General features: G+C 73.8%; 17 protein-coding genes. 5 read left to right on the forward strand and 12 right to left on the reverse strand.

The genetic code is table 11. The features are described from left to right. The first annotated feature begins 69 nt into the window (after window positions 1–69). The gene (locus tag NR072_RS02885) at window positions 70–1,185 is read left to right on the forward strand and encodes a polyprenyl synthetase family protein (RefSeq protein ID WP_136939956.1); all 1,116 of its coding nucleotides are present in this window, start codon (window positions 70–72) and stop codon (window positions 1,183–1,185) included. Window positions 1,186–1,229: 44 nt separating this feature from the next. On the opposite strand, the gene NR072_RS02890 is transcribed toward NR072_RS02885, so the two are convergent. After that, window positions 1,230–1,628, reverse strand: coding sequence for an Rv2175c family DNA-binding protein (locus NR072_RS02890; protein WP_049158988.1), 399 nt, complete (start codon window positions 1,626–1,628; stop codon window positions 1,230–1,232). A 267-nt stretch (window positions 1,629–1,895) separates the two neighbouring features. Between NR072_RS02890 and NR072_RS02895 the strand changes: the two genes are divergently transcribed. Both NR072_RS02895 and pknB read left to right on the forward strand, forming a co-directional pair. Further along, complete coding sequence (locus NR072_RS02895; protein WP_256836073.1) at window positions 1,896–3,011, forward strand: LysM peptidoglycan-binding domain-containing protein; 1,116 nt, start codon at window positions 1,896–1,898, stop codon at window positions 3,009–3,011. 55 nt (window positions 3,012–3,066) lie between these two features. Further along, window positions 3,067–5,016 carry a Stk1 family PASTA domain-containing Ser/Thr kinase gene (pknB, locus tag NR072_RS02900; protein WP_256836074.1) on the forward strand — a complete coding sequence of 650 codons (1,950 nt, stop codon included), beginning with the start codon at window positions 3,067–3,069 and terminating at the stop codon, window positions 5,014–5,016. 24 nt (window positions 5,017–5,040) lie between these two features. On the opposite strand, the gene NR072_RS02905 is transcribed toward pknB, so the two are convergent. Continuing rightward, a complete protein-coding gene (locus NR072_RS02905) occupies window positions 5,041–6,453 on the reverse strand; it encodes a class II 3-deoxy-7-phosphoheptulonate synthase (RefSeq protein ID WP_002854593.1) in 1,413 nt (470 codons plus the stop codon). Window positions 6,454–6,524: 71 nt separating this feature from the next. Further along, window positions 6,525–7,232 carry a 1-acyl-sn-glycerol-3-phosphate acyltransferase gene (locus tag NR072_RS02910; protein ID WP_036316678.1) on the reverse strand — a complete coding sequence of 236 codons (708 nt, stop codon included), beginning with the start codon at window positions 7,230–7,232 and terminating at the stop codon, window positions 6,525–6,527. A 68-nt stretch (window positions 7,233–7,300) separates the two neighbouring features. Between NR072_RS02910 and NR072_RS02915 the strand changes: the two genes are divergently transcribed. Both NR072_RS02915 and NR072_RS02920 read left to right on the forward strand, forming a co-directional pair. Next, window positions 7,301–8,071 (forward strand): carboxylesterase, encoded by a 771-nt coding sequence (locus NR072_RS02915; RefSeq protein ID WP_044659487.1) that lies wholly within the window; start codon window positions 7,301–7,303, stop codon window positions 8,069–8,071. A 115-nt stretch (window positions 8,072–8,186) separates the two neighbouring features. Then, window positions 8,187–10,022 (forward strand): long-chain fatty acid--CoA ligase, encoded by a 1,836-nt coding sequence (locus NR072_RS02920; protein WP_256836077.1) that lies wholly within the window; start codon window positions 8,187–8,189, stop codon window positions 10,020–10,022. Between the two features lie 61 nt (window positions 10,023–10,083). On the opposite strand, the gene NR072_RS02925 is transcribed toward NR072_RS02920, so the two are convergent. The 9 genes from NR072_RS02925 to NR072_RS02965 all read right to left on the reverse strand — a co-directional run. Continuing rightward, complete coding sequence (locus tag NR072_RS02925; protein ID WP_044659485.1) at window positions 10,084–11,547, reverse strand: mycothione reductase; 1,464 nt, start codon at window positions 11,545–11,547, stop codon at window positions 10,084–10,086. Window positions 11,548–11,629: 82 nt separating this feature from the next. Further along, window positions 11,630–15,148, reverse strand: a complete 3,519-nt coding sequence (locus tag NR072_RS02930) for a pyruvate carboxylase (protein WP_256836079.1) — start codon at window positions 15,146–15,148, stop codon at window positions 11,630–11,632. Between the two features lie 152 nt (window positions 15,149–15,300). Beyond that, complete coding sequence (locus NR072_RS02935) at window positions 15,301–15,864, reverse strand: MerR family transcriptional regulator (RefSeq protein ID WP_044659483.1); 564 nt, start codon at window positions 15,862–15,864, stop codon at window positions 15,301–15,303. 212 nt (window positions 15,865–16,076) lie between these two features. Then, on the reverse strand, window positions 16,077–16,592 hold the full coding sequence (locus NR072_RS02940) for a bifunctional nuclease family protein (RefSeq protein ID WP_073116584.1): 516 nt from the start codon (window positions 16,590–16,592) through the stop codon (window positions 16,077–16,079). Further along, window positions 16,585–17,328 (reverse strand): MerR family transcriptional regulator, encoded by a 744-nt coding sequence (locus tag NR072_RS02945; RefSeq protein ID WP_256836082.1) that lies wholly within the window; start codon window positions 17,326–17,328, stop codon window positions 16,585–16,587. Before NR072_RS02945 ends, NR072_RS02940 begins: the two co-directional genes overlap by 8 nt. A 12-nt stretch (window positions 17,329–17,340) precedes the next feature. Continuing rightward, on the reverse strand, window positions 17,341–17,766 hold the full coding sequence (locus NR072_RS02950) for an FHA domain-containing protein (RefSeq protein WP_002854606.1): 426 nt from the start codon (window positions 17,764–17,766) through the stop codon (window positions 17,341–17,343). Window positions 17,767–17,867: 101 nt separating this feature from the next. Beyond that, the gene (gene gcvH / locus NR072_RS02955; RefSeq protein WP_087113986.1) at window positions 17,868–18,254 is read right to left on the reverse strand and encodes a glycine cleavage system protein GcvH; all 387 of its coding nucleotides are present in this window, start codon (window positions 18,252–18,254) and stop codon (window positions 17,868–17,870) included. Between the two features lie 85 nt (window positions 18,255–18,339). Continuing rightward, window positions 18,340–19,875, reverse strand: coding sequence for a peptide MFS transporter (locus NR072_RS02960; RefSeq protein WP_087113987.1), 1,536 nt, complete (start codon window positions 19,873–19,875; stop codon window positions 18,340–18,342). 86 nt (window positions 19,876–19,961) lie between these two features. Beyond that, window positions 19,962–20,110: integrase core domain-containing protein (locus tag NR072_RS02965; protein ID WP_256836085.1), on the reverse strand; the 149-nt coding region annotated here is incomplete at its 5' end.

A 20,110-nucleotide genomic window follows, 5' to 3' on the forward strand; every position in this document is an offset into this window, starting at 1 on the left:
CCACTCGTCTCATCTCAGTCCGGCCCTCGTGCCAAGAACCTCATGACCCACAACAGCTAGGGTGGGGCCATGCCCGCCGACGTCGCCGTCCCCCGCCCCCGTCCCGCCGACCAGGACCGCTTCCGCGCCGCCGTCGCCGACGCCCTCGACCGCCTGCTGGCGGAGCACCGGGACCTCGCCCGGGACGTCCACCCGCTGACGGCGCCCCTCGTGGACGCGATCGCGGACCTGACCGCGGGCGGCAAGCGCCTGCGCGCCGTCCTGGCCTGGCTCGGCTGGCGGGCGGCCGGTGGCGAGGCGGAGGACCCCCGCATCGCCGAGGCGGGCGCGGCGTTCGAGCTGTTCCAGGCCGCGGCGCTGATCCACGACGACATCCTGGACCGCTCGGACACCCGCCGCGGGATGCCCAGCGTGCACCGCCGCTTCGAGTCCCTCCACCGGGAGGCGGGCTGGCGCCACGCCGCGGAGCACTTCGGCGTCTCCGCCGCGATCCTCGCCGGCGACGTCGCCCTGGGGATGAGCGAGACGGCCTTCGCGCGTGTCCTCGCCGGCACCCCCCGGGAGGACCGGGCGCGGGCCGAGCTCGAGCGGATGCGCTTCGGGGTGATGGCGGGTCAGTACCTCGACGTGGTGGCCGAGATGGCCCCGGCGGCGCGCGGTGCCCGCGAGGCCGAGGCGGCCGCCGAGGCGGTCGTGGAGCACAAGTCGGCGCGCTATTCGGCCGTGCACCCTCTGGCCCTCGGTGGGCTGCTGGCGGGGGCGGACGACGGGCTGGTGACCGCGTTCGCCCGGGTGTCGCTGCCGTTCGGCATGGCCTTCCAGTACCGGGACGACCTGCTCGGCGTGTTCGGCGATCCGGCGACCACGGGCAAGCCCGCGGGCGACGACCTGCGGGAGGGGAAGCAGACGGTGCTCATCGCCCGCGCCGTCGAGCTGCTCGCCCCGGACGAGGCCGCCGCGCTCGACGCGGACCTCGGCGACCCGGACCTCGGCGCGGACCGGGTGGCCCACTGGCAGGGCGTCCTCGAGGCGTGCGGCGCGCGCCGGGCCGTCGAGGAGCGGGTCGCGGCGCTCTCGCATGAGGCGGCCGGGGCCGTGGCGGGCCTGCTCGCGCACGGCGTCCCCGAGGACGTGAGCGCCGAGCTCACGCGGCTGATCGATGCATATACGTCGCGCCGCCACTGAGCGGCGACGGACCCCGCGGGCGGATCGTCGCCCGCGGGGCCGGCTCACCAGGCCAGGGCCTGGGCGCGACGCCGGATCTCGGTCTTCCGGCCGTCCCGGAGTGCGTCGATGGGCCGGCCGGGCAACGACTCGTCCTCGGTGAACAGCCAGCGGAGGGCCTCCTCGTCGGAGAAGCCGGCGTCGGCCAGCAGCACGAGCGTGCCCTGCAGGGAATCGAGCACGCCGGTCTCGGTGAGGAACAGCGCCGGCACGGACCGCACCGCGGGCTCGGGGCGACGCACGGCCAGCAGGCGGCGATCATGCACGAGGTTGTGGACGCGGGTCACGCGCTGGTCGAGGCGCTCCGCCACGTCGGGCACGGAGAGCCACTCGCCCACGAGGGCGTCGAGCTCGGCGGGGATCGCGTCAGCGGGGACCGGGGTGTCGGAGGAAGTGGTGCTCACGGGCGCCAGCCTACGTGGCCGCCGACGGGCCCGGCCCACCGCGCTCCGGACGGCATAGATCTCAGGATGGTCACGAAGATCACATTCCGATAACATCGCCGAGGCTCCACGGCCGGGCGCCGACGTCGTCGGTCGACCGCGGGGGGCCACGGGTCCCGCCCGTCACTTCCCCGTCGTGTTCCATCCGTCCGATCCGATGCCGAGGTCTGCCGTGTCCCACACCCCGTCCGCTCCCGCCGCCTGCGCTCCGTCCTGACCGGCAGCGCGGTGCCCCTGCTGCTGCTCACCGCTCTGCCCACCCAGGCCCACGCCCAGGAGGCGGCGGTGCACACCGTGCGCCCGGGCGACACCCTCACCCGGATCTCGGCCGCCCGCGGCGTCTCCGTCGCCGACCTGCTGCGGTTCAACGGCCTGGGCCTGGAGACCGTGCTCTACCCGGGTGACGAGCTCCGCTTGACCGGCGAGGCGGCCCCGGCCCCGGCCGCCGGGACCTACACGGTGCAGCCGAACGACGGGTGGTGGATCATCGCCCGCCGCACCGGCGTCTCCGCCGCGCAGCTGCAGCGCCTCAACGGCATGAGCGCGTCGAGCATGCTCCACCCGGGCATGGTCCTCACCACGCAGCGCACGGCCCCCGCGCCGAAGGCCCCCACGTCGACCACCCCGGCCACGACCCCGGCCTCCGCGCCGGCGTCGACGGCCCCGGCGGCGGCCGGCGGGACGGTCCGGTACACCGTGGTCTCCGGCGACTCCCTCTGGGGGATCTCCCAGCGGTTCGAGGTCTCCATCCCCCGTCTGCGCGAGCTCAACGGCCTGACGCGGGCCTCGACGCTGCACCCCGGCGACGTGCTCGTGATCTCCGACGCCACCCTCGAGGTGGAGCCGGTCTCCGGCGTCCAGGTGGTCGGCGACACCTTCCTCGGGCGCACCTACGCGCCGCACGTCACGGCCTCGGCGAACGAGAACCTGCGCCTGCTGCGCTCCGTCCCGCAGCCCACCCCCGAGCAGATGCAGCAGATCGTCCGCGAGACCGCCGAGCGGATGGGCGTGGACCCCCGCCTGGCCCTGGGCCACGCGTACACCGAGTCCCGCTTCCGCATGGCCTCGGTCTCCCCCGGCAACGCCGTGGGGGCGATGCAGGTCATCCCGATCACGGGCGAGTTCGCCTCGGAGCTGGTGGGCCGCGAGCTGAACCTGCTGGACCCCTACGACAACGCGGTGGCCGGCGTCGCGTTCATCAAGTACGTGCAGGACCGCACCCCCACCCTCGACCAGGGCATCGGGGCCTACTACCAGGGCCTCGGCGGAGTGCTGGACAGCGGCCTGAACCCGGAGGCACGGGACTACGTGGCCAAGGTGCGTGCCGCGATGGCGATGTTCTGATCCGCCGGCGGCGGACCGCCCCGAGGGGGTCCGCCGCCTGTCCTACCCTGGGACGATGAGCAGCGCACGCCGGGACCCCCTCGTGGGGGGCATCGTCGACGGCCGCTACCGGGTCGTCGAGCGGCTGGCCCGGGGCGGCATGTCCACCGTCTACCTGGCCGTGGACGAGCGTCTCGACCGCGAGGTGGCGCTCAAGGTCATGCATCCGCACCTGGCGGAGGACCCCGTCCTGGTCGGCCGGTTCGAGCAGGAGGCCAAGACGGCGGCGCGGCTGTCCCATCCGCACGTCGTCGCGGTCCTGGACCAGGGCCACACCGAGGCCGAGGACGGCGACGTGCTGGCCTACCTCGTGATGGAGCACGTGCCCGGCCGCACGCTGCGCACCGTCATCCGGGACCGTGCCCCGCTCTCACCCCGGGAGGCGCTGCGGTTCCTGCGGCCGCTCGTCGACGGCCTGGCCGCCGCGCACCGCGCCGGGCTGGTGCACCGGGACGTGAAGCCGGAGAACGTGCTCGTCCGCGACGACGGCCGGGTGACGGTCGCGGACTTCGGCCTGTCCCGCGCCGCCACGGCCCACACCATGGCCGGGCAGGCCGTCGTGGGCACGCCCGCCTACCTCGCCCCCGAGCACATCGCCGGGGCGCCCGCCGACGCCCGCTCCGACGTGTACGCCGTGGGCATCATCCTGTTCGAGCTGCTCACGGGCCGCCAGCCGTACACCGCGGCGACCGCGCTGCAGGTCGCCTACCGCCATGTCCACGAGCGGGTCCCCGTGCCGTCCACGCTGCACCCCGGGCTCCCCGAGGACCTCGACGACCTCGTGCTGTGGTGCACCGAGCCGGACCCGGCCGACCGGCCCGCCGGTGCCGGCGAGCTCCTGCACCGCATCGACGCCGTGGCGGCGGGCCTGGACCCCGACGAACCGGACCGCAGCCCCGCCGCGCAGCCCGCCGAGGGCCCGGGCGCGGACCCGGCGGTGGCCGCCCCCGCCGCCGATGGCCCCGAGGACGCAGCCCCGGACGGGAACCTGGAGACCCGGGCCCTCGACGCCGGCGACCACCACGCGACGCGCGTGCTCCCCGCCCTGGCCGAGTCCGACCTCGACGCGGACATGACCGACGTCATCGACACCCGTGCGGCGACGCGCGGGGCCGACCGGCGGCCCGCCGCGCGCCCGGCGGAGCCGATCGGCCCGCTCGCGGTCGACCCCGCTCCGGCGGACCGGCATCCGGGGCGCGAGTCCCCGCGGCGGCTGCGTCGGGCGGCCCGCCGCCCCGCCCTCGACCTCGGCCAGGGCACCGGCCGGGCCGCGGCGATCGGCGCGGCCGTGACCCTGCTGCTCACCGGCGTCGCCCTGCTGCTGGGCTGGACGCTGGGCTCCGGCGGCCTCGGAGTCGGTGGCGTGGCGGTGGTCCCCGACCTCGACGGGCTGGCCCGGGAGGCGGCGGAGGAACGGCTGACCGCCGCGGGCTTCACCGCGGCGGTCACGGCCCGGCACGACGAACTCCGCACGGAGGGCACGGTCGTCGCCAGCTCGCCCGCGGCCGGGGAGCCGGCGGGGCGCGGCACCCCCGTCGAGCTCACCGTCTCCGCCGGCCCCGCGCCGGCGCCGGTGCCGGACCTGACCGGCGTCGTGATCCGGCGGGCCCACGGCGTGGCCCGGGACGCCCGATTCACCGTGGAGGTCGCGGAGCGCCGCACCGATCCCGCGGTGCCGGCCGGGGCCGTGATCGAGCAGCACCCGGCCCCCGGCGAGCAGGCGACGCCGGGCACCGCGGTCCGCGTGGTGCTCTCCGAAGGCCGCGCCGTGCGCCCGGTGCCGGACGTGACCGGGCAGGATCCGGAGATGGCGGGCACGACGCTGGCGGACGACGGCTGGGACGCCCGCGTGCATCGCCTGCCGCTGCCGCTCTCCGGCCGGGGCGAGTCCCGGGTCCTGCACCAGTCCCCCGCCGCCGGGACCGCCCTGCCCGAGGGCACCGCGGTCCACGTCTGGGTCGGCTGAGCCGGGGCGTGCCCGGCCGCGCGGTCAGGCCCGCGGCGCGCGGCGCTCGGGGTGGGAGAGGGCCTCGGTGACCTTGAACGCCATCTCCAGGGACTGCTGGTGGTTCAGCCGCGGGTCGCACAGCGTCTCGTAGCGGGCGTCGAAGTCGGCCTCGTTGATCGGGTCGGAGCCGCCCAGGCACTCGGCGACGTCGTCGCCGGTCAGCTCGACGTGCATGCCGCCCGGGTGCGTGCCGAGCTCGCGGTGCACCTCGAAGAAGCCGCTGACCTCGTCCATCACGTCCTCGAACCGGCGGGTCTTGTAGCCGTTAGCCGCGGTCACGGTGTTGCCGTGCATGGGGTCGGTGACCCACACCGGCTCCAGCCCCGCGTCCCGGACGCCCTCGACGATGCCGGGGAGCACGTCCCGGATCCGCTCCGCGCCCATGCGGGTGATGAAGGTCAGGCGGCCCGGCTCGCGCTCCGGGTCCAGCCGCTCCGCGAGCTCGAGGGCATCCGCGGTCGTGGTGGTCGGGCCGAGCTTCACGCCGATCGGGTTGCGGACCCGGGAGAGGAAGTCGACGTGGGCGCCATCCACCTGGCGGGTGCGCTCGCCGATCCACAGGAAGTGGGCGCTCGTGGCGTAGGGGTCGCCGCTGCGTGAGTCCACGCGGGTCAGGGCGCGCTCGTAGTCGAGCAGGAGCGCCTCGTGGGCCGAGTAGAACTCGGTGCGGCGCATGGCCTCGAAGTCCACGCCCGCGGCGTTCATGAAGCGGACCGCGCGGTCGATCTCGGCGGCCATCTCCTCGTACTGGGCGTAGGCCGGGTTGGCCATGAAGCCCTGGTTCCACTGGTGCACGCTGCGCAGATCGGCGAAGCCGCCCTGGGTGAAGGCGCGGACCAGGTTCAGGGTGGAGGCGGAGGTGTGGTAGGCCTGCACCATCCGTCGGGCGTCGTGCCGGCGTGCCTGCTCGGTGAACTCGTAGCCGTTCACGATCTCGCCGCGGAAGCTGGGCAGCGTGACGCCGTCGCGGGTCTCCGTGTCCGAGGACCGCGGCTTGGCGAACTGGCCGGCGATCCGGCCCATCTTCACGACCGGCATGGAGGCGCCGTAGGTCAGCACCGCGGCCATCTGCAGGATGGTCTTCACCCGGGCGCTGATCCGGTTGGCGGTGGACCCGGCGAACGTCTCGGCGCAGTCGCCGCCCTGCAGGAGGAACGCGCGGCCCTGGGCGACGTCGGCCAGACGGGCGCGCAGCAGGTCGACCTCGCCCGCGAAGACGAGCGGGGGCAGGGCGCTCAGCTCGGCGACGGCGGCGCGGTGATCGGCCTCGTCCGCCCAGGACGGCGCCTGTGCGATCGGCAGCGAGCGCCAGTGGTCCAGGCCGGGGATGTCGGCGGCGCCCTCCGAGATGGCGGTGCCGAAGGCCAGGATCTTCTCGCGGGGGTCTTCAGTCATGTGCACCAGGCTAGGGGCCGCGTGCCGCGCCCCGGTCTGAGCGTCCCCGGATGACGACGCGCGGGCCCCGCTCAGTCGCGGGCGCGTGGCGGAGCGGCCGTACGGCCCGCCTTCACGTCCGCCGCGTAGGTGTCCACGTACTCCTGGCCCGACAGGCGCCGGATGGCCTCCATGATCTCGTCCGTCACCTCCCGCAGCACCCGGGGGTCGCCGGCGGCCTCGGCACGGTCGGAGAAGTCCAGCGGCTCGCCGAAGATCATGCCCAGGCGCCGGATCCGCGGCAGCACGTGGCCGATCGGCTGCACCCGGTCCGTGCCGATCATCGCGATGGGCACCACGGGCGCGCCCGAGGCCAGCGCGAGCTTGGCCACGCCGATCTTGCCGCGGTGCAGCCGCCCGTCCGGGCTGCGGGTGCCCTCCGGGTAGATCCCGAGCAGCCGGCCCTCCCGCAGCGCCTCGAGGCCCGCGTCCAGCGAGCGCAGGGACGCCTCTCCGCCGGAGCGGTCCATGGGCAGCTGGTTCGCCGCCTCGAAGAACCGGCGGGTGACCCAGCCCTTCACGCCCGGGCCGGTGAAGTACTCGTGCTTGGCCAGGAAGTGCACCTGGCGGTCGAGCATGGCCGGCATGAACACCGAGTCCGAGACGGACAGGTGGTTGCTGGCCAGGATCGCCGGGCCCTCGGCCGGCACGTTCCCGAGGCCCTTCACCCAGGGGCGGAACAGCAGGCGGGTGGCCGGAGCCACGGCGAACGTCTTGGCGGACCAGTAGAACGTGGACACGAGGGCCTTCCGGTCGGGGCGGTCGGGTGCCTGCCCATCGTATGGTCCGCCTGCCTTACCCTGGCACCATGCCCCGCCCCGTCGCCGTCGCCCCCGAAGACCTCCCCCTGCGCCTCATGCCCGCCGCTCCCGCCCGGCGCGACCACTGCGTCGTGCTCCTGCACGGGTTCACCTCGACTCCGGCCTCCGTCCGCGCCTGGGCCGAGGGGCTCGCGGCAGGCGGCTCCCCCGTGAGCGTGCCCCTGCTGCCGGGGCACGGCACGCGGTGGGAGGACCTCGCCGCCACGGGTGCGGACGAGATCCGCGCCGCCGTCCGGGCCGTCGTGGACCTCGAGCTCGCCCGACACGGCCGCGTGGTCATGGCGGGCATCTCGATGGGCGGCGCCCTCGCGCTCGACGCCGCGGCCCACCGACCCGTGGCCGGCGTGCTCGTGGTGAACCCCGCGCTGCGCTTCGCCAGCCCCCTCGCCCCCTTCGCCCCGCTGCTGGCCCCGTTCGTCCCCACGGTCGCCCCGATCGCGGACGACATCGCGGACCCGACGGCGCGCGAGCGCGCCTACCCCCGCACGCCGATGGCCGGCGTCGCCGCCCTCGGCCGCATCCAGCGGGCCGCCCGCCGCGCCCTGCCGCGGATCACCGCTCCCGTGACGGTCTACCGGTCCGCCCGCGACGCCGTCGTGCCCGTCTCGAGCCACCGGGCCCTGGTGCGGGGCCTGCGCCACGCCCCCGTGGAGGTGGTGGGACTGCCCCGCAGCCGCCACGTCGCCACGCTCGACTACGACCTGCCGCTGCTGATCGACCACGGCCGGAGCGCGGTCGCCGCCATGACGACGCACTGAGTCGCGCCCCGGACCCCACCGCTCCCGGTTGTACAGTGTGCGTGACACGACTCACACTTACTTCCGTTGTGCCGCCCACCGGTCGGCGGAACCGACCCAACGCCCGAGGAGTCCCATGCACGAGATCAGCGAGCCGTACCAGCCCCGCCTGTCCCCGGAGGCGAACATCACGGACTTCCTGGAACGCCAGGCCACGGAGCGTCCCGACCACGGCCTCTTCGCGGTGGCGGACGCGCAGGATCAGTGGACGGACGTCTCCGCCCGGGACGCCCGCGAGCGCGTGCGGGCCCTGGCCAAGGGGCTCATCGCCGCCGGGATCCAGCCCGGGGAGACGGTCGGGCTCCTGGCCTCCACCCGCCTGGAGTGGACCCTGGTCGACTTCGCCATCTGGTATGCAGGCGCGGTCACCGTGCCCGTGTACGAGACCTCCTCCGTCAGCCAGGTGTCCTGGATCATCGAGGACTCGCACGTGCGCGCCGTCGTGACCGGGAACGAGGACCTCGCCAAGACGGTGCGGGACGCGGTGCAGCGCGAGGGCCTGCCGGAGCTGATCGGCCTGTGGACGATGGACCCGGCCGACGGCGACCCCGGCTCCGGCCTCGAGGCGCTCGTCGCCCTGGGCACGGACGTCACCGATGAGGAGCTCGAGACGCGCCGGTCCTCCGCCGGCCTGGCCGACCTGGCGACCATCATCTACACCTCCGGCACCACGGGCCGGCCCAAGGGCTGCGAGCTCACGCACGAGAACTTCGCGGAGCTCGTCAACCAGACCCTGTCCTCCTCGCTCGGCGACGTCGTCCGCGAGGACACCTCCACCGTGCTGTTCATCCCCCTGGCGCACGTGTTCGCGCGCTTCGTCTCGGTGCTCACCGTCGCCGCGGGCGCACGCTGCGGGCACGTCTCGGACATCAAGCGGCTCTCGGTCTCGCTGCAGACCTTCCAGCCGAGCTTCGTGCTGGCCGTGCCGCGCGTGTTCGAGAAGATCTACAACGCGGCGCTGCTCAACGCGCAGAGCGGCGGCAAGGAGAAGATCTTCCGCCGTGGCGCGGACGTGGCGATCCGCTGGTCCCGGGCGCTGGACTCGGGCCAGATGACGGCGCCCCTGCGGCTGCAGCGCGCGTTCTACTCCGCGCTGGTCTACCGCCGGATCCGGACGGCCATGGGCGGCCGGCTCGCGTACGCGGTCTCCGGCGGCGGCCCCCTCTCCACCGACCTGGCGCACTTCTTCCGCGGCGTGGGCGTGACCATCCTCGAGGGCTACGGCCTCACCGAGACGACGGCCCCCATCACCGTGGGCCGGCCGGACCGGCTGAAGATCGGCACGGTCGGACACCCCCTCGGCGGCAACCAGGTGCGGATCGCCGAGGACGGCGAGATCCTCACGCGCGGCACGTCGCTGATGCGCGGCTACCACAACCGGCCGGAGGCGAACGAGGAGGCCTTCGAAGACGGCTGGTTCCGCACCGGCGACCTCGGGGCCCTGGACGACGACGGCTTCCTCACGATCACCGGCCGCAAGAAGGAGCTGCTGGTGACGGCCGGCGGCAAGAACGTGGCACCGGCGATGCTCGAGGACGCGATCCGCAGCGACGCGCTCGTCTCCCAGGTGATGGTGGTCGGCGACGGCAAGCCCTTCATCGCGGCGATCGTCACCCTCGACACCGACACCCTGCCCGCGTGGCTCGCCGCGAACGGGCTGCCGAAGGACCTCGACGTCGCTGCGGCCGCACGCGAGGACGCGGTGCGCCGCCACATCCAGGAGGCCGTGGACAAGGCCAACAGCCTGGTCTCGCGCGCCGAGGGGATCCGGGAGTTCCGCATCCTCGACCGCGACTTCTCCCTGGAGGAGGGCCATGTGACCCCGTCCCTGAAGATGCGCCGGTCGGCGATCATGAAGGACTTCGCCGCGCAGATCGCGGACATCTACGGGGAGCCCGCCCCGCAGAACTGAACGCCCCTCGACGACGGCGCCCGGCCCCCGCGGCCGGGCGTCGTCGTCCCCGCGGGTCCGGTCAGAGCAGGCCGGAGTCCGGCACGTCCAGGCCCAGCAGCGCGTTCTCGACGACCTCGGTGAGGGCCGGGTGGGGCCAGTACTGGCCCCGCGCGAGCCGGTGGGCGTCGATGCCGAACGCCATGCCGGTCACGAGCGGCTGGATGAGGTTCGCGGCCTCGTGCCCCAGGATGTGCCCGCCCAGGATCCGTCCCGTGGCCTTCTCCGCGACGACGGTGCACACGCCCTCGGTGTCCTCCATGGCCCAACCGTAGGCGACGTCCCCGAAGGACTGGGTCTTCACCGTGATCGCGTCCGCGCCGTAGTCGGCGAGCGCCTGCTCCACCGTGAGACCGACGGAGGCCACCTGCGGATGGGTGAACACGGCCGCCGGCACGGGGCCGAGCGTGTTGGCGCGGAGGTCGTCCGGATGCTCCAGGTTGTGCGCGACGACGCGGGCCTCGTGGTTGGCCACGTGCTTGAGCTGCCACGTGTTGGCGACGTCCCCGAGCACGTAGACCCCCTCCACCGGCGCACCGTCGGAGAGCGCGCGCTGGTGCTGGTCGCTGGCCAGGACGCCGTCGTCGGTGACGTCCAGTCCCGCGGCGGCGGGGTCGAGGCGGTCCGTGTTCGGCGTCCGGCCGACCGCGATCAGCACCGCGTCCGCCTCGATGGCCTCCTCCACGATGCCGGTCTGCTCCTGGCCCTCCGCGCGATCCAGGCGCACCCGGACCCAGCCGTCCGCGGCCCGCTCGGCGTCCTCGACCGGTTCGATCCCGGCCGGGGTCCACCCCGTGCGCAGGTCCCACCGTCGGGCAGCGATCTTCGTGAACGTCGTGGACACGGACATGTCGTGCTGCTTGAGCAGCCGGTGGCCGCGGTTGACCTGGACGACCTCGGTCCCCAGCCCGGCGAAGACGGAGGCGAACTCGCAGGCGATGAACCCGCCGCCCACCACGAGCAGCCGCCGCGGCAGCCGATCCATCCGCATCACGGTGTCCGAGGTGTGCACCGACGGCAGGTCCAGGCCCGGGATCGCCGGGAGGGTGGGCCGCGACCCCGCGGCGACCACCACCTGGTCCGCCGTGATCTCCCGGCCCGAGGCGGTGCGCACGCGGCGGGGACCGACGAAGCGGACCTCCTCCTGGATCACGCTCGTGTAGTCCAGATCGTCCCGGCGGTAGCGGAGCCCGTCGCGGCTGATGCCGTCGATGCGCGTGAAGATGCGGTCCCGGATGGCCGGGAAGTCGGCGCCCGTGAACTCCAGCCCCACCCCGAGGCTCCGAGCCTCGGGGGGCAGCGCGGCCAGGCCGGCCGGGTAGGCGTACATCTTGGTGGGGATGCAGCCGACGTTCAGGCAGGTGCCGCCGAACGTGCCGGAGTCGGCGATCACGACGCTCCGGCCCTTCCAGTGTTCGCTGATCAGGGAGTTCCCCGATCCGGAGCCGATGATGAGCAGGTCGTGGTGTTCCGCAGAGGTGGCCATGCCTCCCAGGATAGGCACGGGCCCGGACGCGGTGGCGTCCGGGCCCGTGGGGCGGCCCGCCGGCGGCGGGCTCACGCGGGGCTCACTCGATCACGAGCAGCAGGTCTCCGCCGTTGACGGGCGTGACGCCCTCCGTGACCACGCGGCGCACGGTGCCCGCGGCCTGGGCCGTGATCGTGGCCTCCATCTTCATCGCCTCGATCGTGGCCACCGCCTGGCCGACCTCGACGGCGTCGCCCTCGGCCACCTGGACGGTGACCGAGCCCGCGAACGGGGCGGCGACGTGGCCGGGGGTGCCGGGGTCCGCCTTCTCCGCGGTCCGCACGGTGGACTCGATCGAGCGGTCCCGGACGGTCATCTGGCGCAGCTGGCCGTTCAGGGTGACCATCACCGTGCGCATGCCCTTCTCGTCCGGCTCGGAGACGGACATGAGGGTGGCGAGCAGCCGGACACCGCGTCCGAGCGAGATGACGTGCTCACGCCCGGGGACGAGGCCGTAGAGGAAGTCGCGGGTGTGCAGGGTGACGGTGTCCCCGAACTCCTCGCGGTGCGCCTCGAACTCCTTCGTGGGGCCGGGGAAGAGCAGGCGGTTCAGCACCGCGCGGCGGGTCTGTCCGGCCTCGGCGAGGGCGCTCGAGTCCTCCGCGGAGATCTCCACCATGCCCGCGCCCTCGCGGCGACCCTGGAGGGCCTTGGTCCGGAAGGGCTCCGGCCAGCCGCCGGGCGGGTCGCCGAGCTCGCCGCGCAGGAAGCCGATCACGGAGTCCGGGATGTCGAACTCCTGCGGACGCTCCGCGAACTCCTTCGGGTCCACGCCGGAGCCGACCAGCTGCAGCGCCAGATCGCCCACCACCTTGGAGGACGGGGTGACCTTGACGAGGTGGCCGAGCAGGTCGTCGGCCGCGGCGTACATCGACTCGATGGCCTCGAACCGCTCCCCCAGGCCGAGCGCGATCGCCTGGGTGCGCAGGTTGGACAGCTGGCCGCCCGGGATCTCGTGGTGGTACACGCGGCCGGTCGGGGCGGGCAGCCCCGCCTCGAAGGGCGCGTACGCCGAGCGGACGGACTCCCAGTAGGGCTCCATCGCGGTGGCGGCCTCGAGGCCGAGACCGGTGTCCCGCTCGGTGTGCTCGAGCGCCGCGACCAGGGCGGACAGCGGCACCTGGCTGGTGGTGCCCGCCATGGACGCGGTGGCCGCGTCGACGGCGTCCACGCCGGCCTCCGCCGCCGCGAGCAGGGTGGCCAGCTGGCCGCCGGCGGTGTCGTGCGTGTGCAGGTGCACGGGCAGGTCGAACTCGGCGCGCAGGGCGGTGACGAGCTCGCGCGCGGCGGCGGGCCGCAGCAGGCCCGCCATGTCCTTGATCGCCAGGACGTGGGCGCCGGCGTCGACCATCCGGCGGGCGAGGCCCAGGTAGTAGTCGAGCGTGTAGAGCGTCTCCTTCGGGTCCGTCATGTTGCCCGTGTAGCACAGGGCCGCCTCGGCCACGGCGGTGCCCGTGGCACGCACCGCCTCGATGGCCGGGGTGATCTGCTCGACGTCGTTGAGGGCGTCGAAGATGCGGAACACGTCGACGCCGGACGCCGCGGCCTCGGCCACGAACGCGTCCGTCACCTTGGTGGGGTACGGCGTGTAGCCCACCGTGTTGCGGCCGCGCAGCAGCATCTGGATCGGGATGTTCGGCAGCTCCGCGCGCAGCAGCTCGAGGCGCTGCCACGGGTCCTCGTGGAGGAAGCGCAGCGCGACGTCGTACGTCGCCCCGCCCCAGGCCTCCACCGAGAGCAGCCCCGGCAGGGTGTGCGCGACGGCGGGCGCGGCGGCCAGCAGGTCGCGCGTGCGGACGCGGGTGGCCAGCAGGGACTGGTGGGCGTCGCGGAACGTGGTGTCCGTGACGGCCAGCGCGGTCTGCTCGCGCAGGGTGCGGGCGAAGCCCTCGGGGCCCTGCTCCAGCAGCACCTGACGCCAGCCGTGCGGGGGCGCCGCGTCCTCGTTCCGGCTCGGGCCGTCGAAGGGCGAGCGGTCCGGCTCCTGGTGCTTGTCGCCCGGGTGCTCCGGGAGGCGGTCGCGGGGGTCGATGCCCTCGATGCGCGGGCCGTGCGGCAGGTTGACCGTGACGTCCACGAGGTACTGCAGGGCCTTGGAGCCGCGGTCCTGGGAGCGGTTCACCGTGGCCAGCTCGGGGTGCTTGTCGATGAAGTCCGTGGCGACGTCGCCGCTGAGGAACTGCGGGTCGTCCATCACGTTCATCAGGAACGGGATGTTGGTGGCCACGCCGCGCACGCGGAACTCTGCCAGGGCGCGGCGCACGCGGCGCACGGCCGTGGCGTAGTCGCGTCCGCGGCAGGTGAGCTTGACCAGCATGGAGTCGAAGTGGGGGCTGATCTCCGCACCGGCGTAGATGGTGCCGCCGTCGAGGCGCACACCGGAGCCGCCGGCCGAGCGGTAGGCGGTGATGGTGCCGGTGTCCGGGCGGAAGCCGTTGGCCGGGTCCTCGGTGGTGATGCGGCACTGGATGGCGAAGCCGCGGACCTGGAGGGCGTCCTGGGTGATGCCCAGCTCGGGCAGGGTGGCGCCGGCGGCGATGCGCAGCTGCGCGCTCACCAGGTCCACGTCCGTGACCTCCTCGGTCACGGTGTGCTCCACCTGGATGCGGGGGTTCATCTCGATGAACACGTGCTGGCCCGCACGCTCGCCCGCCGTGTCCACGAGGAACTCGACGGTGCCCGCGTTGACGTACCCCATCTCCTTGGCGAAGGCGACGGCGTCCCGGTGCAGGGCCTGCCGGATCTCCTCGTCCAGGTTCGGGGCCGGGGCCATCTCGATGACCTTCTGGTGGCGGCGCTGGAGCGAGCAGTCCCGCTCGAAGAGGTGCACGACGTTGCCCTCGCCGTCGGCGAGGATCTGCACCTCGATGTGCCGCGGCCGCAGGACGGCCTGCTCGAGGAACACGGTGGGGTCGCCGAAGGCGGTGTCCGCCTCGCGCATCGCGGCCTCGAGGGAGCCGCGCAGGTCCTCGCGGCGCTCGACGCGGCGCATGCCGCGGCCGCCGCCGCCGGCGACGGCCTTGACGAAGATGGGGAAGCCGATCTCCTCGGCCTGCTCCAGGAGCCACTCGACGTCGGCGCTCGGGTCCGAGGAGGCCAGGGTGGGGATGCCCGCGCGCTTGGCCGCGCGCAGGGCCTCGACCTTGTTGCCGGTCAGCTCGAGGACGTCGGCGGGCGGGCCGACGAAGGTGATCCCGTTCTCGGCCGCGGCGCGGGCCAGGCCGGCGTTCTCCGACAGGAAGCCGTAGCCCGGGTAGATCGCGTCGGCCCCGGCGTCCTTGGCCACGCGGATGATCTCATCCACGTCGAGGTAGGCGCGCACGGGGTGGCCCTCGTCGCCGATGCGGTAGGCCTCGTCCGCCTTCTGGCGGTGGATCGAATTGCGGTCCTCGTAGGGGAAGACGGCGACGGTGCGGGCGCCCAGCTCGTAGCAGGCGCGGAAGGCGCGGACGGCGATCTCGCCGCGGTTGGCCACCAAGACCTTGGAGAAGACGGCGCCGGCTCCGGTCGACCCGGCCGCGTCCTCTGGAGGGGTGAAGTTCTCGACAGGTGCGGTCATAGTTGGGAGTGTGTCACACCGCGCCGGAGTTCCGCCTCATGTCGCGCACAGTCACCGCTGCGAGACGAAAGATGACTGGTTCGGCGCTGTGGGGCGCCGACGCCGGCCCGGCCTCGTGCCGGGGCCGGCCGCGGGCGCCCCGCGGTGGAGGGTCAGGCGGAGCGGCGGGCCTGACGCCGCCCGGCCAGCTCGTCCCCCGGCTCGGGGGCGCCGACCACGCTCTCGCGGGGCAGCTCGGCGAGGCTGCCCTCGACCTCGCGCCACACGCGGCCGACGGCGATCCCGAAGACGCCCTGGCCGCCCTGGACGAGGTCCACGACCTCGTCCGCCGAGGTGCACTCGTACACCGAGGCGCCGTCGCTCATCAGGGTGATCTGCGCCAGGTCCTCGACACCCCGCTCGCGCAGGTGGCCCACGGCGGTGCGGATCTGCTGGAGCGAGACGCCGGTGTCCAGGAGGCGCTTGACCACCTTGAGGACGAGGATGTCGCGGAACGAGTAGAGCCGCTGGGAGCCGGAGCCGGAGGCGCTGCGGACCGTGGGGGCCACGAGGTCCGTGCGGGCCCAGTAGTCGAGCTGGCGATAGGTGATGCCGGCGGCCTTGCACGCGGTGGGACCGCGGAAGCCGACGTCGTCGCCCTGGGTCCTGCCCTCGTCGAAGAGCGTGCCCTGGGCGCCGAGCGCGGGGGGCCGGCCAGGACCTGCAGTGGGTGTCACGGGGAACCTCCTGGTGCGGGGCCCCCGGTGCGGGGAGGGGGACGCGACCGTCGTGTGCCGCCGGTGACCGTGGCGGCGCTCCCCGGTGACCGTGGGGAGGGCGACGGAGGCGCTCCGGGTGGCGGGGCCCTCTTCCCCTCGAAGGTACGCGCGGGTCCGGGGACGGTCAACGAAGCCGGCGGCGAGACCGCGCCGTGTCGCGCCGGCTCCGCTCAGGCGAAGTCCTCGGGGCGCACCGTGTCCAGGAAGTCGCGGAAGTCCTCGACGGCGCGCTCCTGGCCGGCGTCCTCCTCCCCCGTCCGCGCCGGCATGCCGGCGTCCGCGAGCACGGCGGGACTGCCGAGCACGGGGGCGTCGGCGCGCAGGGCGACCACGACGGCGTCCGACGCGCGGGCGTCGACCCGGGCGCCCGTGGAGAGCACGAGCTCGGCGTGCACGACCTCGTCCCGGACCTCGGTGAGCCGCACCCGCACGACCTCGGCGCCCAGGGCGTCGACGGCGGCCAGGAGCAGCTCATGGGTGAGGGGCCGGGGCGCGCGGACGCCCTCAAGCGCGAGCGCGGCGGCGGCGGCCTCGGGCGCGCCCACCCACAGCGGGACCATCGTGCGGCCGGGCGGGTCCACCAGCAGTATCACGTGGTGCTGTTCGGGCAGCTCGACGCGCACGCCGAGCACGGAGAGCGGCACGTCGCCGGCGTCGTCGGCGGGCACGGGGCGCGGCTCAGTCATCCCACTGCTCCAGCCCCACGGCCACGAGGGCCGCATGCAGCCGCAGGCTGGCCTGCGCGATCTCGCGTGCCGAGCGGGCCACGCGGGGGCGGGTGCCGGCGTCGCGGCGGGCCTGCAGCGGGGCGACGGCGCGCTCCACCAGGCCCAGTTCGCGGTCGGCCGCGGCCCGCAGCGGGCGCAGGTGCCGGGGCTCCAGGCCGTGGCCCGCGAGCACGACGGCGGCCCGGGCCACGTCCATCGCGTGGCTCGGGTAGCCGCCGTCGGGATCGACGGGCAGGAGCGAGTACTGATCCAGCTCGGCCAGCAGCTCCTCGCCCGCCCCGGATTCGGCGGCGAGCTCGGCGCGGGTCCACGACCGGCGGCCCCCGGCGACCTCGCGGCCGAGCCGCGCCGCGTCCGAGGACGCCGGGACCGCCGCGGTCCCGGGCAGGCCGGTGGGGCGTTCGCCGCGGTCCAGCGCGGCCAGGTGTTCGGCGATCACCTTGAGCGGCAGGAAGTGGTCGCGCTGCAGCGCGAGGACGAACCGGAGCCGGTCCACGTCCTCGGGCCGGAAGCGCCGGTAGCCGGCGGGGGTCCGCTCGGGCAGCACGAGGCCGCGGTCCTCCAGGAAGCGCACCTTGGACGCGGTGACGCCGGGGAATTCGGCTTCGAGGGCGGCCACGACCTCGCCGATGCCCAGCCGGCCCGCAGGGCGGGCGGTGGGGACGGCGTCGGGGCGCGGGCGCAGATCGGGCACGGGGATGACGGCTCAGCCCCGCGCAGGTCCGGCGTAGTAGGTGAGCCGGTACTTGCCGATCTGCACGTGCATCCCGGAGCGCAGCAGGATCTCGTCCACGCGGTCGTGGTTCACGAAGGTGCCGTTGAGGGAGTTCAGGTCCACCAGCCGATGGCCGCCGTCCTCGGCCCGGAACTCCGCGTGACGACGGGAGACGGTGACGTCGTCGAGGAAGATGTCCGCATCCGGGTGGCGCCCCACGGAGACCACGTCCTCGTCCAGCAGGAAGCGGGCGGACTGGTCCGGGCCCTCGTGGGCGAGCAGCAACGCGGAACCGGCCGGGAGGGCGCGGATCGCGTCCGACTCCTCACGGGTGAGGTCCGCCGAGACCAGCGGCGCCAGCTCGGTGAGGTTGATGGCGGAGGTGGACAGGTCCGGTTCACGTCCGGGCTGGTTCATGGGGTGCTCCTGTGCGAGGGCCGGCGCCGGGGCGCCGGATGGAGAGACGAAGGGGACGCCGTCGCCCCGCCGGCCAGCGGCGGGGCGAGGGCGGACGGGGCTCAGCTGGTGTGGGAGGCGTAGCCCTCGGCGTCCATGAGGCCCTCGAGCTGGGCCTCATCCGCGAGGGTGATCTCGAACAGCCAACCGCCCTCGTAGGGGGCGGAGTTGACCAGGCCGGGCTCGCCGTCGAGCTCGTCGTTGACGGCGGCCACGGTGCCGGTGACCGGGGCGTAGATGTCCGAGACGGACTTCGTGGACTCGACCTCGCCCACCGCGGTGCCCGCGGTGACCTCGGTGCCGACCTCCGGCAGGTCCACGTACACGACGTCACCCAGCGCATCCTGGGCGAAGTCGGTGATGCCCACGCGGACCGTGCCGGCGGCACCGGCCTCGGCGATCCACTCGTGCTCGGCGGAGTACTTCAGGCCTTCGGGGATGGAGCTCATGGAATGCGCGTCCTTTGCGTGGTCGGGAGTGATGACGTCGTCTCGCAGACTACCGAGCGGCGCGTGATTCGCGCCACTGGCGCGCTCAGAGCACGCCGCGCATGCCGCGACGCACCGGCTTGGCGATGGCCAGCACGAGCAGGCCCACGCCGAGGGTGACCGCGCCGATCACGCCGAAGTAGCCCACCTCGTTCTCTTCCGAGTAGGAGCCGGCCAGGGAGCCTGCCAGGGCCGTGCCCAGGGCGACGGACAGGTTGTACAGCGACACCATCATCACCGGGAAGCTGCGCGGGGCGACCTTGGTGGCCAGGGAGAGGCCCACCGGGGAGACGAGCAGCTCGCCCATGGTGCAGACGAAGAGGATCAGCGTCAGCCACAGCAGCGGCACGGCGACGACGTCGGCCACCGGGATGAACAGCAGGAAGGCGATGCCGATCAGGACGATGCCGATGCCGAACTTCACCGGGGTGGCGGGCTGGCGGGTGCCCAGCTTGGTCCACAGCGCGGCGAACACCGGGGCGAACACGATGATGAAGATCGGGTTGATGGAGTTGACCCACTCCATGGGCATGAGCCAGCCGAACAGGTTCCGGTCGAGGCGGTGCTCGGAGTACAGCGCGATCACGGTGAACTGCTGCTGGAAGAGGGCGAAGAACACGGACGTGCCGATGAACAGCGGGATGAACGCCTTCACGCGCGAGCGCTCCTCCTCCGAGACCTTCGTCGAGGTCAGCAGGACCGCGAAGATCGCGATGGCCGCGACGGCGGCGAGCACGACGACGGCGTCGGAGAGGTTGTCCAGGGTGATGACGTCCGTGAGGAACAGGGCCACGACGACGGCGACCATCCCCAGGCCGATCAGGCCCCAGCGGCCGTACTGCGACCGCGGCAGCGGATCCGGGACCCGGTGCACGTCCGTGGGCAGGTTCTTGCGGGTCAGGGCGTACTGCGTCAGGCCGATGGCCATGCCGGCGGCGGCGAGGCCGAAGCCCACGTGGAAGCCCATCGTGTCGCGTGCCAGGCCGGTGAGCAGCGGGCCGAAGAGGGCGCCGATGTTCACGCCCATGTAGAAGATGGAGAAGCCGGCATCGCGCTTGGGGTCCTCGCGGGAGTACAGGGAGCCGACGAGGTTCGTGGCGTTGGCCTTGAGGCCGCCCGAACCGACGGCGACGAGCACGAGGCCCAGGGTCAGGCCCGGGACGCCCGGGACGAGGGCCAGCGCGATGTGGCCCAACATGATCCCGACGGCGCTGACGAACATGGTGCGCTCGGAACCGAGCAGGCGGTCGGCGACCCAGCCGCCGAGGATGCAGAACACGTACACCATGCCGCCGTAGGCGCCGACGATGCCCGTGGCCACGGCCGGGTCGATCCCGAGGCCGCCCTCCGCGGCGGTCCAGGACATGTAGTACACGAGCATGGCCTGCATGCCGTAGAAGGAGAAGCGCTCCCACAGCTCCACGGAGAACAGGTTCGCCAGCGGGCCGGGCTGGCCGAGGAACGGGCGGCCGCGCCAGTCGGGGGTGGCGTCGTCGGGACGGGTGGCCGTCGACGCCGCCACGCGGGCGGACGGCTCGACGTCGGGCACGCGGCCCGCGAGAGGATTCTGGGGATTTTCCACCGATCTACTGTCCTCCCCTGAGGGAGCCAGAGCAAACTCCCCGCCCGATGACGCCGATCACATCCGCGGCCCGGGCGGCGTCCGTCCTAGATGTAAGAGGTCATGACGTTGTTGACTCGGGCCGGTGCCAGTGAGGCCGGCGGGGCGTTCCCGCAGGAGGTATGAGGCCGATGGTAGTTATAGTGGTTCACCCACACGGCCAGCGCCTCACGCCGAGCTGTCTCTGAGGTATACG

Source organism: Micrococcus sp. Mcc89 (genome assembly GCF_024519795.1).
In the GTDB taxonomy this organism is placed as follows: domain Bacteria; phylum Actinomycetota; class Actinomycetes; order Actinomycetales; family Micrococcaceae; genus Micrococcus; species Micrococcus luteus.